Below are 17252 nucleotides of genomic sequence, written 5' to 3'. Positions count from 1 at the left end.
ATTACCGGGCGCGCGAGCCGCGTCCGGCCATCAGGGATCAAGGGCGGCGGGCCGAGGCCCGCCTGCCTCAAGGACCTTCCTCGCTGCGCTGGCCGATGTCCTCGCGCAGGATGCGCAGCACTTCGGCGACGGCTTCGGCGTTCTCCTGCACGTTGTGCTCGGAGGAAATCACCAGCGTCGATTGCGCGCCGGGGATGATAGCGCTGGCCAACGGAACCACGCCGTCCGATTCGGGCCGGCTGCCGGGTTTGATGCCCGCGATGGTGTGGTAAGGAATGCCGGGACCAGGCATCAGCGTTTCGCCGGCGCGTCGCACTGGCTGCAGTGGTTGCAGGGTCGCAATGCTGTTGAGGCGCGAGCGGGTGAATATCGGGCGCATCAAGTCGGTGACCGCCTCGGGATTGTCGCGGGCGACGCGATTGAGTGCTTCGAGCTCCGGCGCGCGTCGTCCGACCAGCACGCGCATGAACCGACCGATGAAACTGCCGGCGGTCGGGCTGCCGCGGTGCGGAGAGGCCATGAAGATCGCCCGCGAGATGCCAGGATAGGCCGTGAAATGGAATACCTCGTCGATCGATCGCAGGTCCTCGGGGTCGCCCTTCAGCGACGACACGGGTTCGGTGAAGCCCACACTCCACAACACCTCGCCGCTGTCCACGCTGAGCAGCCGCGAGACCACGCCGCCCAGGCTGTGCCCGATCAGCACCATGCCGTTGCGGGCTGGATCGTCGCCCTCCGGATCGAGCACTCGCCAACCTTCATCGAGATAGCCCTTCACGCGGTGGCGGATCACCAGCAGCGGTGCATTGGTCTGGTACACGACGTGCCACACCTGGAATTGCGAGCGCAGCAGCGGATCTCCCCAGATCGCATTGGATAGTCGCGCCCATGTCAAAGGACTGCTGCCCAGGCCGTGGATCATCACGATCGGACGCTTGTGGGGGTCGTAGTCCTCCAGCAGATAGAGGCCGGCACGGCGTCCCACCTCGTGGCCGCCCAACAGTCCCCAGATCGCCAGCCGCGGCAGCTTCGATGTGCCGGCGCCATAGGCGAAGAACGCGGAAGTGTCTTCGGCCAGCGGATACTGCCAGGTGCCTTCCGTCAGGTTGCCGATCGCGACCGGATCGCCGATCACCAGCCGCGGCGGCGCACTGTCTTCAACGCCCGGTTCGATCCACGCCGTCGCCCAGCGGAACACGCCTTCCGGCGGCCACAAATGGCACGCGGGCGCATCCTCGCAGCGCGGTGTGACCAAGGCCAACGGGACGCCGAGTCCAGGCCGGGCGAAGCGCTCGCCGCCGAACATCTGCATCGGGACGTCCTGCGCGCGGACCATCGTCAACGGTCCACGCAGCGCCGGCGAGAGCTGGCGGAACTCGACTGTCAATGTCGTCCCATCGATCTGTGTCGGGCCTTCGGACCAGCGACGGCTGCGTTGCCGCAGCGCGCTCTCGAGCAACCGGTCGGTGCAATGCGTCGCCAGCGCCGAAGCCTGCTTGCCGATGGCTTGCGAGGTCGCGGCCAATGCACCGTGAGCCGAGGTGGCACAGCGGACCCAGCCTGCGGCGGCGTCGCTTGCGCGATGGCTCTGATCCGCCGCGGTCGCCTCCGCCTGCGCCTGTTCGAGCAGTGATTGGCTGGAACCGATACCGGACGCAGGCGCACGCTTGGCGGGGCGCGTAGCGCATCCACCCAGCGCCAACGACAGGCACAGCACTGCCCATGCGAAAACGCGTGCGCATCCGTCGTAGGGAACCGGAGTCATCGGCCTCGGCACTGGTAGGGGAGAGGGACTGGCGTGCTGGCGATAACGTAACGCAGGCCGATGCCGCGATGCATGCCCAGCGCTGGAGGCGCAGCAGGAGCGGACTCGATCAGTGCTCCTTTCGCTCGCTGCCTTGGCCGTCCTTTGCGCGTGCCAGCAGGCGTCGCTCGAACACGTTGAGCAGGGTCAGCACCAGCAGCGTCAGCAGCGTGACCGCGGCGGCGATCAGGAAGTAGCGAAGGCCGACCGACACCCCGATCACTGCCACCATCAACAGCGAAGCCGCGGTGGTGATGCCGGCGATGGCGGCGCCGCCACGATGGGCGAAGATCGTGCCCGCACCGATGAAGGACACGCCTGCGACCACCGCCTCGACCAGGCGCAGCGGATCGACGGTCAGCAGGTCGTGACGGGTGTAGTTGGGATCGAGCATCAGCAGTTGCCCGAGGCCGATCAAAAAAGCGGCCGCGCCTGCGACGAGCATGTGCGTGCGAAACCCGGCGGGCCGGTTCTTGAGTTCGCGCTCAAAACCGATCACGCCGCCCAGAAGCATCGCGTACGCGACACCCGCCAGGACCCACAGCTGCTCGGCCACGCCCATGCCCGCTACGGTGCCGGACGATCAGTCAAGGTGCCGTCAGGGTGGGAAGCGAGGGAGCGGAAGCGCTTTTTTACCGTGGAATCACTGCGGCGTTCATCGGCGCGCAAGCGTCGTGACGATGGCGGCAAGGCCAATGGGGTATCGAGAGTGTCGGCCGGTGCATATGGGGCTGCGGCAGATGAACGCCTTCAGGCGCATAACAATGCACTGACAGCCAGCACCCCTGCGATTAACTTCGCCATCGCTACGGTGGATGCATGGAGCATCACTGCACGGAACAAGGCAATCGTTGCAATCCACCGGAGGGTAGATAGATGAGGTTCGAAAAGCGTTTCGTAAACATCACCGCGGCGATGGCCATCGTGCTCGGCGCCGGCATGGGTTCCATGGCCTGGGCGCAGGACCCAGCAGCGGAGCGGGCACAGGACGCCGCCACTGCGACGGCGCAGGATGATCCGGCCGCTGCCATGGCGCCGCAGGATCAGCAGGCCACCACGCCGGCACAGGGCGCATCGGACCAGCCGATGGGCGATGCGTGGATCACCACCAAGGTCAAGTCGGACCTGCTGGCCACGCCGGATGTGTCCGGCCTGGCGATCGACGTCGATACCAAGAACGGCGTGGTCATGCTGAAGGGTTCGGTCGACAGCAAGGCGCAGGCCGACAAGGCGGTTGCCGTCGCCAAGAAGATCGACGGCGTGAAGAAGGTCGATTCGAGCGGACTCAAGGTCAAAAAGAGCGGTTACTGATCCCGTCGCGAAGGGGCTTCGTTGGATCGGCGGGCTTCGCCGATTCGCAAAACAGGCGGCCCGGGCGCACTTGCCCGGGCCGCTATTGCTGTCTCCTGCGCTCGTGCACCTTCTTGCGTGCGCGCTCGGCCAGCTCCTCGTAATGACGCCGGTATTCGTCCAGCGTTTCCTCGTCCAGCTCCTCGAGATCCAGCAGCGAATTTTCCGCCGTTTTGGTCGCTCGGATGATTTCGTCCAGCTTGATCTGCATCGCCTCGGTGTCGCGGTTCTGCGTGTTCTGGATCAGGAACACCATCAGGAAGGTGATGATGGTCGTGCCGGTATTGATGATCAGCTGCCAGGTGTCGCTGAAGCCGAATAGCGGGCCGCTGACCAGCCATGCGACGATCGTGGCCAGGGCCAGTATGAAACACAGCGGTCGTCCCGTGAACTTCGAGGCGGCGCGTGCAGAGCGTGTGAACCAGTTCGAATGCTTGTCCATGAGCGCCCTCGCTCGAGGATGGTCTAAGCACACGTTGTGTGCGCAGACGATGGTGCATCCGGTTGGGTTGATGGGGCCGTGAACCCGTCTTGCTGGCGCCGCATTGGCTGTCGCAGTGGGCGCGAGTCGGGGTTGCTCAACCGTCGGCCGGTCCAAGCACCTCGCCCAGCACCTTTGCCAGGCGCGCATGGTCGATCGGCTTGTGCAGGACTTCGCGCACCATGTTGGCGGGCAACGCCTGCGTTTCCACGCCGTCGGCCAGGCCGGTGTATAGCAGCACCGGAATCCGTGGCACGCATTCGTTCAATTTCGTTGCCAACTGCAGGCCCGTCATCACCGGCATCGAGTGATCGGTGATGACGAGGTGGTAACCGTCCGGCGATGCGCACATACGCCCAAGCGCCTGCTGGGGCGAGTCGACGAAGTCCGCCTGCAGCCCCCACGTGGACAACAGTTCGCACAGGAATTCGCCGACGCTGCGTTCGTCGTCAACGACCAGCACGCGCCCACGAAGCATCTGCACTGGCGGCGGTATCGCGGCGAGCGTGGCGTCTTGCTCGTATGCGCATTCCTCGCAACGAGGCAGCAGCACGCCGATGCGCGTGCCCATCCCCGGCTGGCTTTCGACGAGCAGGTGTCCCCCATGTTCGTGGACGATACCGTGCACGGTCGCCAAGCCCATGCCGGTGCCTTTTCCGGTGGGCTTGGTCGAGAAGAATGGCTCGAAAATGCGGTCGAGCACGTCCGGCGGTATGCCAGGGCCGTCGTCCTGGACGAACAACTCCACATAGTCGCCGCCCATCTCCTGCCGACAGGAGCCGCATTCTCGGCGACCCGTATGGCGTCGTGCGCCGATCCGCAGCACGCCGTTGTCGCGCATCGCGTCGCAGGCATTGACGCACAGGTTCATCAGCACCTGGTCGAGTTGGACCGGATCGATCCTGGCGATGCCCGCGTCGCTCTCGATCTCCAGCGCCACGCTGATGCCGGGGGCGATGGTGGGATGGAGCATGCCCAGGCTCTGGCGGATGCGCTCGCCCACGTCGACCGGTTGCGGGTCGCCTTTCTGGCCACGGCTGAACATCAGCATCTGCCGGATCAGGTCGCGTGCACGCGTGCACGACTGCAACGCTTTTTCGAGATAACCGCCTAGGCGCTCGTCTTCGGTGCTGGCTGGACGCTCGCTGGCCAACACCACGTAGCCCATGATGCTTGCCAGCAGGTTGTTGAAGTCGTGGGCGATGCCGCCGGTGAGATGGCCCAGCGCTTCCATCTTCTTGGCCTGAAGCAGCTGCGCCTCCAACCGGCTGCGCCGTTCCTCGGCCAGCTTGCGTTCGGTGATATCGCGGGTGAAGGCGAGGATGCGCGGCTGGCCGCCGATGCTGGCGACTTTCAGGAACACCTCGTCCCAGTGCAGGCTGCCGTCCTTGTTGCGGCGATGCCACAGGAAGCCGGTCGAACCCAGTTCCCTGGCGCGCTGCAGGTGCGCGGCCGCTTCCGCGCCGGTGTAGGGAGGCTCGCCCGAACCGAGCCGGTCAACGGGCACCTGCAACATTTCGTCGTAGCTGTAGCCATAGGTGGAGCAGGCCTTCGGATTGACGTCGACAATGCGGCCGGTCTCGTGGTCGTGGACGAATATCGCGTCCTCGCTGGCCTCGAAGATCTGCCGGTAACTGGCTTGCGACGCGAGCAACGCCTGGTCGGAGCGAAGCCGCTCCAGTTCCGCAGCGGCACGCACCGCGAAGATCTTCATCACCGATTCGATGAACTCCGGCTGTTCCAGCGGGCGTCGCGCGACGATCGAGATGATGCCCAGCGGTCGCCCCTGCGTGTCGTTCAGCGGGTAGCCCGCATAGCTCTCGGCGCCCATTTCGCGAAAGTCGTCGTCGAGCGGGAAGCGGTCGCCCAGTCCCGCCGGGTAGATCCGAAAGCCGTGGCCGACCACGGTCTCGCAGGCGGTATCGGCCAGGGCATAGTCGAAGTGTTCGCTCGGGTTACCGTCGTTGACGAATCCGAGCACGTGCATTGTCGACGGATCGTCCTCGCGCATCTCGGCGATGAAGGCGACGTCGACGTCCAGGATCGCTGCGAGGTAGCGGGACAGGCCCACGAACAGTTCGCGTCCACGCTCGGCGGATACCGCCAGCGCGGAACTGCTCAGCGCGCTCTCGATCTGTTTGCGCCGGGTGATGTCGGTGGCGACACCGCAGACGGCATACGGAACGTTGTCGCTGTCGAACAGAGGAAACTTGGACGAAAGGTAGGTGCGCTGCTCGCCTGCGAAGGTGCCGCTTTCCTCGAACTCCAGCGCACGCCCCTCCAGCAGCACGCGCATGTCGTTGCGTCGGAAACCCGCGGCCAGATCCGGAGGGAAGATATCGCGGTCGGTGCGTCCTATCAGGCGTTCGGAATCAAGGCCGACGAGGCGCTCGAACTCGCGGTTGACGAACAGGTAGCGGCCGTTGCGGTCCTTGGCGAAGACGGCCGCCGAGGAATTGTCCAGCACCTGCTGCAATCGCGACTCGCTGTCGCGCAAGGCACGGATGGGGTCTTCGTCGCGGTGGGTCTGGGGGGCGCCGGGCTCCATGGGGAAAGCACTCGGTCAGCAGGTCGTGGGACGAGTATAGGAGCCGGAAAACGCGCGCCGGCGCCCTGTTACACGATGGAAACAAAAAGAACAGCGACGGTTACATGCCGGGTACGAACATGTAGCCGACGCCACGGACCGTGCGGATCGCGCGTGGTTGTTCGGGGTCCAGTTCGACCTTGCGGCGCAGTCGCGCTATGCGGATGTCGATGGAGCGGTCGAACGGCTCCCACTCGCGGTTCTTGGTCAGGGTCAGGATCTGGTCGCGCGACAGCGCCTTGCCGGCGTGCTCATGCAACACGCGCAGCAGGTCGAACTCCATGTGCGTGACCATCACCTCGTTGCCGTCGGCATCGAACACCTGGTGCGCCTCCAGGTCGATGGTGCAGCGACCGAAGGGAACCCGCCGTTCCGGCGGCGAGGTGGCCGGTGGCGCGGCGTCCGGCCGTGCCTGCAGCCGGCGCAGGACGCTCTTGATCCTGGCAAACAGTTCGCGCGGGTCGAATGGTTTGGCGACGTAGTCGTCGGCGCCGATCTCCAGCCCGACGATGCGGTCCACCACGTCACCCGAACCGGTGACCATGATGATGCCGGTGTCGTAGCGCTCCCGCAGATAACGTGCCAACGTCAGTCCGTCTTCGCCGGGCAGGCGGATATCCATCAGCACCAGGTCGGGGGCTTCGCGCTCGAGTTCGCGCCGCATGGCGGCACCGTCCTCGGCCTGCAGCGCGCGGTAGCCCTGGGTGGAGAGGAATTCCACCAGCATCTCGCGCGTCGCGCGGTCGTCGTCGACCACCAGCACACAGGGCGTATGGGTCATCGCCGTGCCTGCTTCATGAGAGTTGGAGCCAGTATCCGCCCGTGTTACCGGGCGATACAAATCCGCAGGGTTCGGAAATCCAACGGAAACCGGTGCTGAGTAGCGTCGCTCCCATGCCGTCAGGCGAGCTGGCGGAAACGAGCGGGAGGCCGCCGTGAGCCACTGTCCCATCGTATTGGATGCGAACGACCTGCAACGTCAGGTGCGGGCCACGTACGAGCGCGTAGCCCAGGCGCCGGCCAGCGGCTTCCACTTCCATACCGGCGCAGCCTACGCCGTGCAGCGACTCGGCTACGGCGCCGCCGAACTGGCGACGTTGCCGGCGATGTGCACCGAGCGCTTCGCCGGTGTCGGCAACCCGCTGCGGATCGGCGCCCTGCGCCCCGGCGCGGTGGTGCTCGATCACGCCTGCGGTGCCGGCATGGACCTGCTGCTCGCCGCGCGCGCCGTCGGGCCGGAAGGCCGCGCCATCGGCGTCGATCTGACTCCGGCCATGCGCAGCTGCGCGATGCGGGCGACCGCTCAGGCGGGCTTGCTGGGGCGTGTCGAGCTGCATGAAGGCACCTTCGAGGACCTGCCGGTAGCCGACGGCAGCGCCGACTACGTGATCTCAAACGGCGTGCTGAACCTGGCACCGGACAAGCCGCGGGCGCTGCGCGAGGTCGAGCGGGTACTGCGGCCGGGCGGCGCGATGTATCTGGCCGACGTAGTGCTGGACCGGCCGCTGGATCCGCGCGTGCGCGGCGACGCCGGCCTGTGGGCCGCCTGCATCGGTGGAGCGTTGACCGAACCCGAACTGCTGCGGCTGATCGAAGCCAGCGGCCTGCAGGGTGCACGCATCACCGAACGCTTCGAGTGCTTCGCCGGAACATCGCTCGACCGCAAGTTCCATAACCGCCTGCATGCCTATGGCGTGAACGTCTGCGCCGTGAAGGCGGGCAACCTGCCGGAGTGATACCGGCTTGTGCGTCCCGCATCCGGGACGCATCCCACGTGGAGGAAGTTCCATGTTCAAGAAGTACGTGATCGAACGCCAGATCGCCGGTATCGGCGGCGAGCCGATGGAAGCCCTGTGCGGCATCGCCCGGCGCTCCAACCAGGTGTTGGACGAGCTGGGTACCGACGTGCAATGGCTGCATTCGTACATCGCCGACGACAAGACCTATTGCGTCTATCTCGCCCGCGACAAGGCACTGATCCGCGAGCACGCCGTGCGCGCCGGCTTTCCGGCCGACGTGATCGTCGAGGTGCGGGCGGTACTCGATCCCACCATGGCGCCGGGTTGATACCGATGCGCTGATCTGCCGGCGACGCCGGCTTGCTGGAGTCACTACGCAATGAACGCTGCAACTGCCCTTGTCCAGGCGCAACCCTGGGAAAACCCCGCCACCACCAACGACCACCAGCGCTATGCGCGTTGCATCCAGGTGTCCAAGCGCGTGCGCTGGGACATCGACGCCGATGTGATCCGTGGCCGCGACTTCGACTATTCGCACACCTTCCTGCCGGCGGGCCTGTCCATGGTCGATGCGCTGGATTTCCTGGACCAGGACGAACGCCGGTTCCTCAGCCAGGTGCAGGGCCGCACCTATGCCTACGTTTTCGGCCTGGTCGAGCGCTTCATCGGCGCCAAGATGCTGCAGACCTCGGGCCAGCACTGGCTGGGAGACCAGACCGCGCTGGAGGCGCTGGTGCGCTTCTCGGACGAGGAACTGAAGCACCAGGAGCTGTTCCGGCGACTGGAGGCGCTGATGGAGGCCCGCATGCCACCGGGCTACGTCAAGGTCGCAGAGCCAAACGCCGTGGCGGGACAGGTGTTGCAGCGCCGCAGCTGGGCCGTGCTGGGGCTGATCTCGCACATCGAGCTGTTCGTGCAGAACCATTACGAGCAGAGCATCGCGCCGCAGACGGAACTCTGTCCGTTGTGGAAGGACGTGTTCCTGTTCCATTGGCGCGAGGAAAGCCAGCACGCGATCCTCGACGAACTGGAATGGCGCGCCGAATACGAACGCATCGACGACGCCGAACACGATGCCGCCGTCGACGACCTGATCGCCCTGGTCGGCGCCGTCGACGGGATCCTGCAGGCGCAGGCCGAGGCGGATTGCCGCTACTACCTGGCCGCCTGCGGGCGCGAGTTCGACGCCGAACAGTCGGCACGCATCGGCGACCTGCTGCTGCGTGCCTACCGCTGGCAGTACATCGTCTCCGGCGTCCAGCATCCGCGCTTCAGCAAGCTGCTCGCGGAAATGACGACGCCCGCTCAGATGCAGCGCATCGTCGCTGCCCTGGCTCCGATCCTGGGCGCCTGACCCGAACGCTTCCTCTCCCCGCACAACGCGGAGGCCGCGATGCAGCCGAGGAGAGGGAAGAAGTCCACGTACCGACTACAGGATTTGCCACCATGAAAGTCATGACACTGATGGCCGCCGCGGCGCTGATCGCCGCCACGCATTCCATCGCGACCCGTCTGGCGAGCGTGCGCCGCGCACCCGAGCGCGTGGCAGCCGAACGCATCTTCGACCTGCCCGCGGTGCGGGTGTACGCGACGCTCGAGTCGCCCGATACGCCGACCGTCCGGCCCGATTACAGCATCCAGCTCGCATCGCGCGTGTTCGACCTGCCGGCATTGAAGGTCTACGCGGAACCGACGCAGGCCTCGGTGGATCGCCCCGCGAAGATCCGCATGGCACTCGTCGTGCCGCGGGGCAGCACTCGTCGCGGCCTGCAACCGACGAGCGTCGCGCGCGAGGGCGCCAGGCCGTACGAGCACTGGCTGGCCGACTGCGCGTCGGCGCCGACCTTCGACATGCCGGTGCGCGGGTGCGAACCCGTGCAGCGGGTCGGGAGGATTCGTGGCGGCGTTCTATCGATGAATGCCGGCGGGCACGCCTTTGGCCAGGACTGAGAGCAGCCGCTCGCAAATTGGCCAGCGGCCAGGCAAAAAAGAGGCCCCGCAAATGCGGGGCCTCTTGTCGTCAGCGGATCGTGCGAGACCTTACGCCTCGACCTCGTCGTCCTTGTACGCATCCACCGGGATGCACGCGCACATGACGTTCTTGTCGCCGTAGACGTTGTCGACGCGCGCAACCGGCGGCCAGTACTTCTGCTGCTTCAGTACCGGCAGCGGGAACGCGGCCAGTTCGCGCGGGTAGGCGTGGGTCCACTCGCTGCCGGCCACCATCGTCGCGGTGTGCGGGGCGTTCTTGAGCGGGTTGTCCTCGCGGTCGAGCTTGCCTTCCTCGATGGCGCGGATCTCCTCGCGGATCTCGATCATCGCGTTGATGAAGCGGTCGAGCTCATGTTGCGATTCGCTCTCGGTCGGTTCCACCATCAGCGTGCCGGCGACCGGGAAGCTCAACGTCGGCGCGTGGAAGCCGAAGTCGATCAGGCGCTTGGCCACGTCCTCGGCCGACACGCCGGTGCTGTCCTTGAGCGGACGCAGGTCGAGGATGCACTCGTGCGCGACCAGGCCGTTGCGGCCGGTATAGAGCGTCTCGTAGTGCGGCGCCAGGCGCTTGGCGATGTAGTTGGCGTTGAGCAGGGCGACCTGCGTGGCCTTGCGAAGGCCGGCGCTGCCCATCAGCGTGACGTACATCCAGCTGATCGGCAGGATCGAGGCCGAACCGAAGCTCGCCGCCGAGACCATGCCCACTTCCCCGTCGCCGCCAAAGGTGCGCGGCAGGAACGGCGCCAGGTGCGACTTGACCGCGCACGGACCGACGCCCGGACCGCCACCACCGTGCGGGATGCAGAAGGTCTTGTGCAGGTTCAGGTGCGACACGTCCGAGCCCCACTTGCCGGGCTTGGCCACGCCGACCAGGGCGTTCATGTTGGCGCCGTCGGTGTACACCTGGCCGCCGTGGGCATGGACGATCTCGCAGATCCTGACCACGTCTTCCTCGAACACGCCGTGCGTGGAGGGGTAGGTGATCATCAGTGCGGCCAGGCGCTCGCTGTACTTCTCGGCGGCGCGCTGGATGTCCTCGACATCGACGTTGCCGTTGCTGTCGCACTTGGTGACGACGACCTGCATGCCGCACATCTGCGCCGAGGCCGGGTTGGTGCCGTGCGCGGACTCGGGGATCAGGCAGATGTCGCGATGGTCGTCGCCGCGCGAGCGGTGGTAGGCGCGGATCGCCAGCAGGCCGGCGTACTCGCCCTGCGCGCCGGAGTTGGGCTGCAGGCTGACCGCGTCGTAGCCGGTGCACTCGACCAGCATCGCTTCCAGGCCGTCGATCAGTTCCTTGTAGCCCTTGGCCTGCGCGGCCGGCGCCAGCGGGTGGAGGTTGCCGAACTCCGGCCACGTCACCGGGATCATCTCTGCGGTGGCGTTGAGCTTCATCGTGCAACTGCCCAGCGGGATCATGGTGCGATCCATCGCCAGGTCCTTGTCGGCGAGCGCACGCATGTAGCGCAGCAGCTCGTGCTCGCTGTGGTGAGTGTTGAACACCGGGTGGGTCAGGAACGCGCCGGTGCGCTTCAGGCCGGCCGGCAGCGCGTCGGCGGTGGCGGCGTCGAGCGCGTCGATGTCGGTGATGCTGGCGCCGAACAGCGCCGCCAGCGCGACGACGTCGGCGCGCGTGGTGGTCTCGTCCAGGCTGATGCCCAGGCTGCGTCCATCGATGCGGCGCAGGTTGATGCGCGCGGCTTCGGCCTTGGCGTGGATGGCGGCAGCGTCGACGTCGAGCACGTGCAACGTGTCGAAGAAGTCCGGACCGACGGTCAGGCCGGCCTGGCGCAGCGCGCCGGCCAGGATCGTGGCCAGGCGATGCACGCGGCGGGCGATGCGGGTCAGGCCTTCCGGACCGTGGTAGACGGCGTACATGCTGGCCATCACCGCCAGCAGCACTTGCGCGGTGCAGATGTTGGACGTGGCCTTCTCGCGGCGGATGTGCTGCTCGCGGGTCTGCAGCGTCAGGCGGTAGGCCGGCTTGCCTTCGGCATCGACCGACACGCCGATCAGGCGACCCGGCATCGAGCGCTTGTAGGCGTCGCGGCAGGCCATGAACGCGGCGTGCGGGCCGCCGAAGCCGTACGGCACACCGAAGCGCTGGGTATTGCCGACGACGATGTCGGCGCCCCATTCGCCAGGGGCGGCGATCAGCGTCAGCGCCAGCAGGTCGGTGGCGACGGCGACCAGGCCGCCGCGCGCGTGCACGGCGTCGGCCAGCGACTGGTAGTCGTGGACCTGGCCGAAGGTGTTGGGGTACTGCAGCAGCACGCCGAAGCTGTCGATGCTGTGGGCCTCGGCGTCATCGCCGATGACCAGTTCGATGTCGAGCGGCTCGGCGCGCGTGCGCAGCACTTCGACGGTCTGCGGATGCACGCCGCTGGAAACGAAGAACACGTTCGACTTGGACTTGGCCGAACGCTTGGCCAGCGTCATCGCTTCGGCGGCGGCCGTGCCTTCGTCGAGCAGCGAGGCGTTGGCGATCTCCATGCCGGTGAGGTCGGTGCACATCGTCTGGAAGTTGATCAGCGCTTCCATCCGACCCTGCGAGATCTCCGCCTGGTACGGCGTGTAGGCCGTGTACCACGCCGGGTTCTCGAGGATGTTGCGCAGGATGACGTTGGGCGTGTGCGTGCCGTAGTAGCCCTGGCCGATGAAGGTGCGGAACACCTGGTTCTTGTCGGCGACCGTGCGGATCTTGGCCAGCGCCTCGACCTCGGTCATCGCCGGCGGCAGCGCCAGCGGCGCGGACGACTTGATGTTGGCGGGGACGATCGCGTCGGTCATCGCGTCGAGCGAGTCGTAACCGACCGTGCGCAGCATCTGCGCGATCTCGGCATCGTTGGGACCGATGTGGCGCTCGATGAAGGCGTCGTGGTGCTCGAGGTCGCGCAGGGAAGGGGTCTTCTGGCTCATGCAGGGGCATCCGGGTGTGGCTGTGAAAGCCGGGTGTGCGCGAACGCACGTGGAGTGCCCCTCTGTCCTTTTGCCTGAGAGTTTGGAAGCGGGGGGCGGGGGAGGTGGCCCCGCTCGCTTCTTGCCCCTTCGGCGCCGGTTCTGCCGTGCGGCAGTCGGTCTCTCCAGAGTGTGAGCGGACGGCGGTATAGGGGCCTGAGCGATTCCGGGCGTTTGCGCCTTCGGCAGCGGTCCGCCCGTTCAGGCTGGACCGCTTCTCCCACCGTCTGCTTGCGGGCCGAATTATACCGGCGCTTGCTGCCCGCCGGGCCAATCCGGCGGTGCCTGGTCCTGGCGCCTCCCAAATGGTCAACCCTGGCGAAGGCCGCGGATATCCAACGCTGCTCTTCCCGGTCCGTCCCTCGCCGACCGTCACCTGCGTCCAAGGGCGCCAGCAGGCCAACGGATGCCTGTCCATTCCGCGCAATTCGGTCCGCTACCGGTTCGAAAGACTGAATCGCCGCTAAAAAATCTGCATGGGAAAACATCTGACGCGCGCCGATGAGTCCGGCCCAAGCGCGCTCAACGTGCAGCGAAACACTTTTCAGAATCGTCTCATGGAACAGAAAGTCTCAATTCGCAGAATTCGCCTCCTCGCGGCCGGAAGCCGGCCTCCTCTTCTCCCCAGGTGAATGCTGTGAACAAGATCTACCGAATCGTCTTCAATACCGTGACCGGCCGCTGGGTCGTCGCGTCGGAAATGGCCAAGGGGCGGAGGAAGGGGTCCCGTTCGGCCCAGGTCGGGGCGACGGCTGCATTGATCGGCGCGTTGGCCACGCTGCCCGGCATGAGCCATGCCGCCGTCGTGGTGAACGGCAATCCACAGGAAGGCACCGTCGGTTGCGAATACGTCCAGGACCAGGCCTCCGCCACCTGGATCAATTCCAGCTCGTCGACCTATTGCATCGTCGCCGCTGGCACCGGTGCCAGCGGTCAGGGCAATCCGGGCAAGCGCGCGGTCTTCTATTCGTCCGATGCCGTCAATGGCAACGAGGACTCGCTGAACCTGGGTGGCTATCTCGACGTGTGGAAGACCGCGACGTTCTGGGGCGGCGCCAACATGCAGGGCACCAGGATCACCGGCCTGGGCGCCGGCCTGGTCTCGGCCGCAAGCACCGAGGCCATCAACGGTGGCCAGCTGTTCGACAGCAATTCGGCCGTCGCCGGCGCCTTCGGCGGTACCTCCACCGTGAACGCGGCCGGCAACGTGACCGCCCCGAGCTACGCGCTGTCCAACGCCAACACCATCGCCGGCAACACGGGTGCGGCGGGCGACGTGGGCACGGGCTTCGGCAAGGTCGATGCGGCCCTGGGCAAGCTCAATACCTCGGTCACCAACCTCAACAACGGCAGCACCCGCTACTTCAAGGCCGGCGGTCTGAGGGACGGGACGGACGACGCTTACACCACTGAAAACTCGGTCGCCGCAGGTGCGAGTGCATCGGCCATTGCCGCGTATTCCGGATACAACCCCACGCCATACAGCCAAGCCGTGGCCATCGGCAACCACGCCTCGGCCTACGGTGCGGGCGCGATAGCCATCGGCGACACCGCAAAGGCCGATTACACCAACATCGCGCTCGGTGCGGGTGCGGATGCGTCGGGATCGGAGCGCCGTTCCATGGCATTGGGCATCAACAGCAAGGTGACGGCTTGGGACGCCGTGGCGCTGGGTGCATCTTCCGTTGCCGACCGCGCCAACACGGTGTCGGTCGGTTCGAGCACGGCGCAGCGCCAGATCGTGAACGTCGCTGCCGGCACGCAGGACACCGACGCGGTCAACGTCAGCCAGCTCAAGGGCGTGACCACCGCGCTGGGCGGCGGCGCGGCCGTGAATGCCACCACCGGTGCGATCGTCGCGCCGAGCTACACCTTGTCCAACGCCAACACCATCGCCGGCACCACGGGTGCGGCGGGCGACGTGGGCACGGGCTTCGGCAAGGTCGATGCGGCGCTGGGCAAGCTCAACACCACGCTCACCAGCATCACCACCGGCAACGCCGGCATCAAGTACTTCCATGTCAACTCCGGTGGCGCAGACTCCACCGCCACGGGCGCCGAGTCCATCGCGATCGGTCCGACGGCCAACGCCATCGGTGCGGCCAGCATCGCCATCGGCCAGAGGGCGACGATGAGCGCTACCGCCAATAACGGCGTCGCCATCGGCGGTGACTCGAAGGCGGGCGACAAGTCGGTGTCCATCGGTAACGGTGCCGCCACCGGCGCCTCGACCTGGGCAGTGGCCGCGGGTACCAACGCGACGGTGACCGGCCAGTGGGGCATCTCGATCGGCGGTGGCAGCGCTGTCGCAGGCGACTACGGCGTAACCGTGGGCACGAACTCCAGGGCTTCAGCGACCAACTCGGCCGCTCTGGGCACCGCCGCCAACGCGTCGGCGGTCAACTCGGTGGCGCTGGGCGCCAACTCGACGACCACGGCCAACCTGGCCACGGCCGGCTACAACCCCGGCAGCGCGGCGCTGGCCGGCACGGCCTCGACCGCCAATGGCGAAGTCTCGCTGGGCTCGGCCACCAAGGAACGCCGCCTGACCAACCTGGCCGCCGGTTCGGCCGCGACCGACGCCATCAACGTCAGCCAGCTGCAGGCTGAAGACGCGACCGTGGACCTGCAGGGCGCCAACACGGCCGCCGTCTTCGGTGGCGGTTCCACCTACAACGCCATCACCGGTGCGATCAGCGCGCCGAGCTACGCGCTGTCCAACGCCAACACCATCGCCGGCACCACGGGCGCGGCGGGCGACGTGGGCACGGGCTTCGGCAAGGTCGATGCGGCGCTGGGCACGCTCAATACCAGCATCACCAACATCAATGACGGCGCGGGCATCAAGTACTTCCACACCAATTCCTCGTTGGCTGATTCCAGCGCGACCGGTCTGGATACCGTAGCCGTGGGGCCCGCCGCCGTGAGCAGCGGCAGCAGTGCCGTTGCGATCGGCCTGAACGCGAATGCCAGCGCCATTGGGAGCGTTGCCATCGGCTCGGGTTCTGGTGTGGCCGCAGGTGCAACCAATGGCGTGGCCATTGGCAACGCAACCGGCGTGGTAAGTGCCAACAGTGTTGCGCTGGGGCAGGGTTCGTTCGCCGACCGCGCCAACACCGTGTCGGTGGGGGCGGCGCAGCCCTGGGACGACACCAACGGTGGTACGCATCCAATGTTGAATCGACAGATCGTCAACGTCGCCGCCGGCACGCAGGACACCGATGCGGTGAACGTGTCGCAGCTCAAGGGTGTGACCGCCGCGCTGGGTACGACCGTGGACGCCAACGGCAACATCGTGGCGCCGCAGTACATCGTGACCAACCCCGATGGCACGACCACGACGACGTACAACAACGTCGCCAGTGCCGTGACCAACATCGACGGCCGCGTCACGCAGAACACCACCGACATCACCAACATCACCACCCAGCTCAACAGCGGCACGGTGGGCCTGGTGCAGCAGGCGGCGGCCGGTGCCGACCTGACCGTGGGCAAGGACACGGACGGTGCGGCGGTGGACTTCGCCGGCACGACCGGTGCGCGCAAGCTGCTGAACGTGGAAGACGGCACCGTGGCGACCGGCAGCAAGGAGGCCGTGAACGGCGGCCAGCTGTCGGCCACCAACGACCGCGTGGCTACGGCCGAGGGCAACATCACGACGCTGCAGGGTGACGTGACCAACCTCGACGGTCGCGTGACCACGGCCGAGGGCAACATCACCAGCCTCGACAGCCGTGTCACCACCAACGAAGGCGACATCAGCACGCTCAACACCAACGTCAGCAACATCGACAACCGCGTGACCACGGCCGAGGGCAACATCACCAGCCTCGACAGCCGAGTCACCACCAACGAAGGCGACATCACCGACCTGCAGACGACGGTCAACAACATCAGCAGCGGTACGGTGGGTTTGGTGCAGCAGGCGGCAACCGGCGCCAACCTGACCGTGGGCAAGGACACAGACGGCGCGGCGGTGGACTTCGCCGGCACGACCGGTGCGCGCAAGCTGCTGAACGTGGAAGACGGCACCGTGGCGACCGGCAGCAAGGAAGCCGTCAATGGCGGCCAGCTGTCGGCCACCAACGACCGCGTGGCCACGGCCGAGGGCAACATCACGACGCTGCAGGGCGACGTGACCAACCTCGACGGTCGCGTGACCACGGCTGAGGGCAACATCACCAGCCTCGACAGCCGTGTCACCACCAACGAAGGCGACATCACCAACCTCGACAACCGTGTCACGACCAACGAAGGCGACATCAGCACGCTCAACACCAACGTCAGCAACATCGACAACCGCGTGACCACGGCCGAGGGCAACATCACCAGCCTCGACAG

The 17252-nt window shown here is 66.5% G+C and carries 12 protein-coding genes and 2 riboswitches; of the genes, 6 read left to right on the top strand and 6 right to left on the bottom strand.

Going from position 1 to position 17252, the window contains the following annotated elements; all coding sequences use genetic code 11:
- Positions 1-67: 67 nt before the first annotated feature.
- The gene (locus tag J2X06_RS09170) at positions 68-1765 is read right to left on the bottom strand and encodes an esterase/lipase family protein (RefSeq protein WP_310061371.1); all 1698 of its coding nucleotides are present in this window, start codon (positions 1763-1765) and stop codon (positions 68-70) included.
- A gap of 109 nt (positions 1766-1874) precedes the next feature.
- Positions 1875-2360, bottom strand: coding sequence for an MgtC/SapB family protein (locus tag J2X06_RS09165; protein ID WP_430539552.1), 486 nt, complete (start codon positions 2358-2360; stop codon positions 1875-1877).
- A gap of 320 nt (positions 2361-2680) precedes the next feature.
- Between J2X06_RS09165 and J2X06_RS09160 the strand changes: the two genes are divergently transcribed.
- Positions 2681-3115, top strand: coding sequence for a BON domain-containing protein (locus J2X06_RS09160; protein WP_310061366.1), 435 nt, complete (start codon positions 2681-2683; stop codon positions 3113-3115).
- 82 nt (positions 3116-3197) lie between these two features.
- On the opposite strand, the gene J2X06_RS09155 is transcribed toward J2X06_RS09160, so the two are convergent.
- The 3 genes from J2X06_RS09155 to J2X06_RS09145 all read right to left on the bottom strand — a co-directional run bounded on the left by J2X06_RS09155 (position 3198) and on the right by J2X06_RS09145 (position 7003).
- Positions 3198-3596, bottom strand: coding sequence for a low affinity iron permease family protein (locus J2X06_RS09155; RefSeq protein ID WP_310061363.1), 399 nt, complete (start codon positions 3594-3596; stop codon positions 3198-3200).
- 136 nt (positions 3597-3732) lie between these two features.
- A complete protein-coding gene (locus J2X06_RS09150; RefSeq protein ID WP_310061361.1) occupies positions 3733-6183 on the bottom strand; it encodes a hybrid sensor histidine kinase/response regulator in 2451 nt (816 codons plus the stop codon).
- A 100-nt stretch (positions 6184-6283) separates the two neighbouring features.
- Positions 6284-7003 carry a response regulator gene (locus J2X06_RS09145; RefSeq protein ID WP_310061359.1) on the bottom strand — a complete coding sequence of 240 codons (720 nt, stop codon included), beginning with the start codon at positions 7001-7003 and terminating at the stop codon, positions 6284-6286.
- A gap of 154 nt (positions 7004-7157) precedes the next feature.
- Between J2X06_RS09145 and J2X06_RS09140 the strand changes: the two genes are divergently transcribed.
- The 4 genes from J2X06_RS09140 (at position 7158) to J2X06_RS09125 (ending at position 9911) form a co-directional block, all read left to right on the top strand.
- Entirely contained in the window at positions 7158-7958 is an 801-nt protein-coding gene (locus J2X06_RS09140; RefSeq protein ID WP_310061357.1) for a methyltransferase domain-containing protein, read from the top strand.
- Between the two features lie 52 nt (positions 7959-8010).
- Entirely contained in the window at positions 8011-8289 is a 279-nt protein-coding gene (locus tag J2X06_RS09135; RefSeq protein ID WP_310061355.1) for a DUF4242 domain-containing protein, read from the top strand.
- Between the two features lie 51 nt (positions 8290-8340).
- Positions 8341-9315 carry a hypothetical protein gene (locus J2X06_RS09130; RefSeq protein WP_310061353.1) on the top strand — a complete coding sequence of 325 codons (975 nt, stop codon included), beginning with the start codon at positions 8341-8343 and terminating at the stop codon, positions 9313-9315.
- A 92-nt stretch (positions 9316-9407) separates the two neighbouring features.
- Positions 9408-9911 carry a hypothetical protein gene (locus J2X06_RS09125; protein WP_310061350.1) on the top strand — a complete coding sequence of 168 codons (504 nt, stop codon included), beginning with the start codon at positions 9408-9410 and terminating at the stop codon, positions 9909-9911.
- 90 nt (positions 9912-10001) lie between these two features.
- On the opposite strand, the gene gcvP is transcribed toward J2X06_RS09125, so the two are convergent.
- Positions 10002-12872 (bottom strand): aminomethyl-transferring glycine dehydrogenase, encoded by a 2871-nt coding sequence (gcvP, locus tag J2X06_RS09120; protein ID WP_310061347.1) that lies wholly within the window; start codon positions 12870-12872, stop codon positions 10002-10004.
- Positions 12873-12932: 60 nt separating this feature from the next.
- A riboswitch (glycine riboswitch) is annotated at positions 12933-13042 on the bottom strand.
- Positions 13043-13045: 3 nt separating this feature from the next.
- A riboswitch (glycine riboswitch) is annotated at positions 13046-13144 on the bottom strand.
- A 404-nt stretch (positions 13145-13548) separates the two neighbouring features.
- On the opposite strand from gcvP, the gene J2X06_RS09115 reads away from it, so the two are divergent.
- On the top strand, positions 13549-17252 hold a 3704-nt coding region (locus tag J2X06_RS09115; RefSeq protein ID WP_310061345.1), incomplete at its 3' end, for an ESPR-type extended signal peptide-containing protein.

Origin of the sequence: Lysobacter niastensis, from assembly GCF_031457115.1 — a bacterium.
GTDB classification, from domain to species: Bacteria; Pseudomonadota; Gammaproteobacteria; order Xanthomonadales; family Xanthomonadaceae; genus Lysobacter_J; species Lysobacter_J niastensis_A.
This window is presented reverse-complemented; position numbering and strand designations above follow the sequence as displayed.

Coding starts and splice junctions, on each gene's coding strand:
- J2X06_RS09160 (WP_310061366.1), top strand. CDS start 2,681: ATGAGGTTCGAAAAGCGTTTCGTAAACATCACCGCGGCGATGGCCATC.
- J2X06_RS09155 (WP_310061363.1), bottom strand. CDS start 3,596: ATGGACAAGCATTCGAACTGGTTCACACGCTCTGCACGCGCCGCCTCG.
- J2X06_RS09145 (WP_310061359.1), bottom strand. CDS start 7,003: ATGACCCATACGCCCTGTGTGCTGGTGGTCGACGACGACCGCGCGACG.
- gcvP (WP_310061347.1), bottom strand. CDS start 12,872: ATGAGCCAGAAGACCCCTTCCCTGCGCGACCTCGAGCACCACGACGCC.
- J2X06_RS09125 (WP_310061350.1), top strand. CDS start 9,408: ATGAAAGTCATGACACTGATGGCCGCCGCGGCGCTGATCGCCGCCACG.
- J2X06_RS09150 (WP_310061361.1), bottom strand. CDS start 6,183: ATGGAGCCCGGCGCCCCCCAGACCCACCGCGACGAAGACCCCATCCGT.
- J2X06_RS09135 (WP_310061355.1), top strand. CDS start 8,011: ATGTTCAAGAAGTACGTGATCGAACGCCAGATCGCCGGTATCGGCGGC.
- J2X06_RS09130 (WP_310061353.1), top strand. CDS start 8,341: ATGAACGCTGCAACTGCCCTTGTCCAGGCGCAACCCTGGGAAAACCCC.
- J2X06_RS09170 (WP_310061371.1), bottom strand. CDS start 1,765: ATGACTCCGGTTCCCTACGACGGATGCGCACGCGTTTTCGCATGGGCA.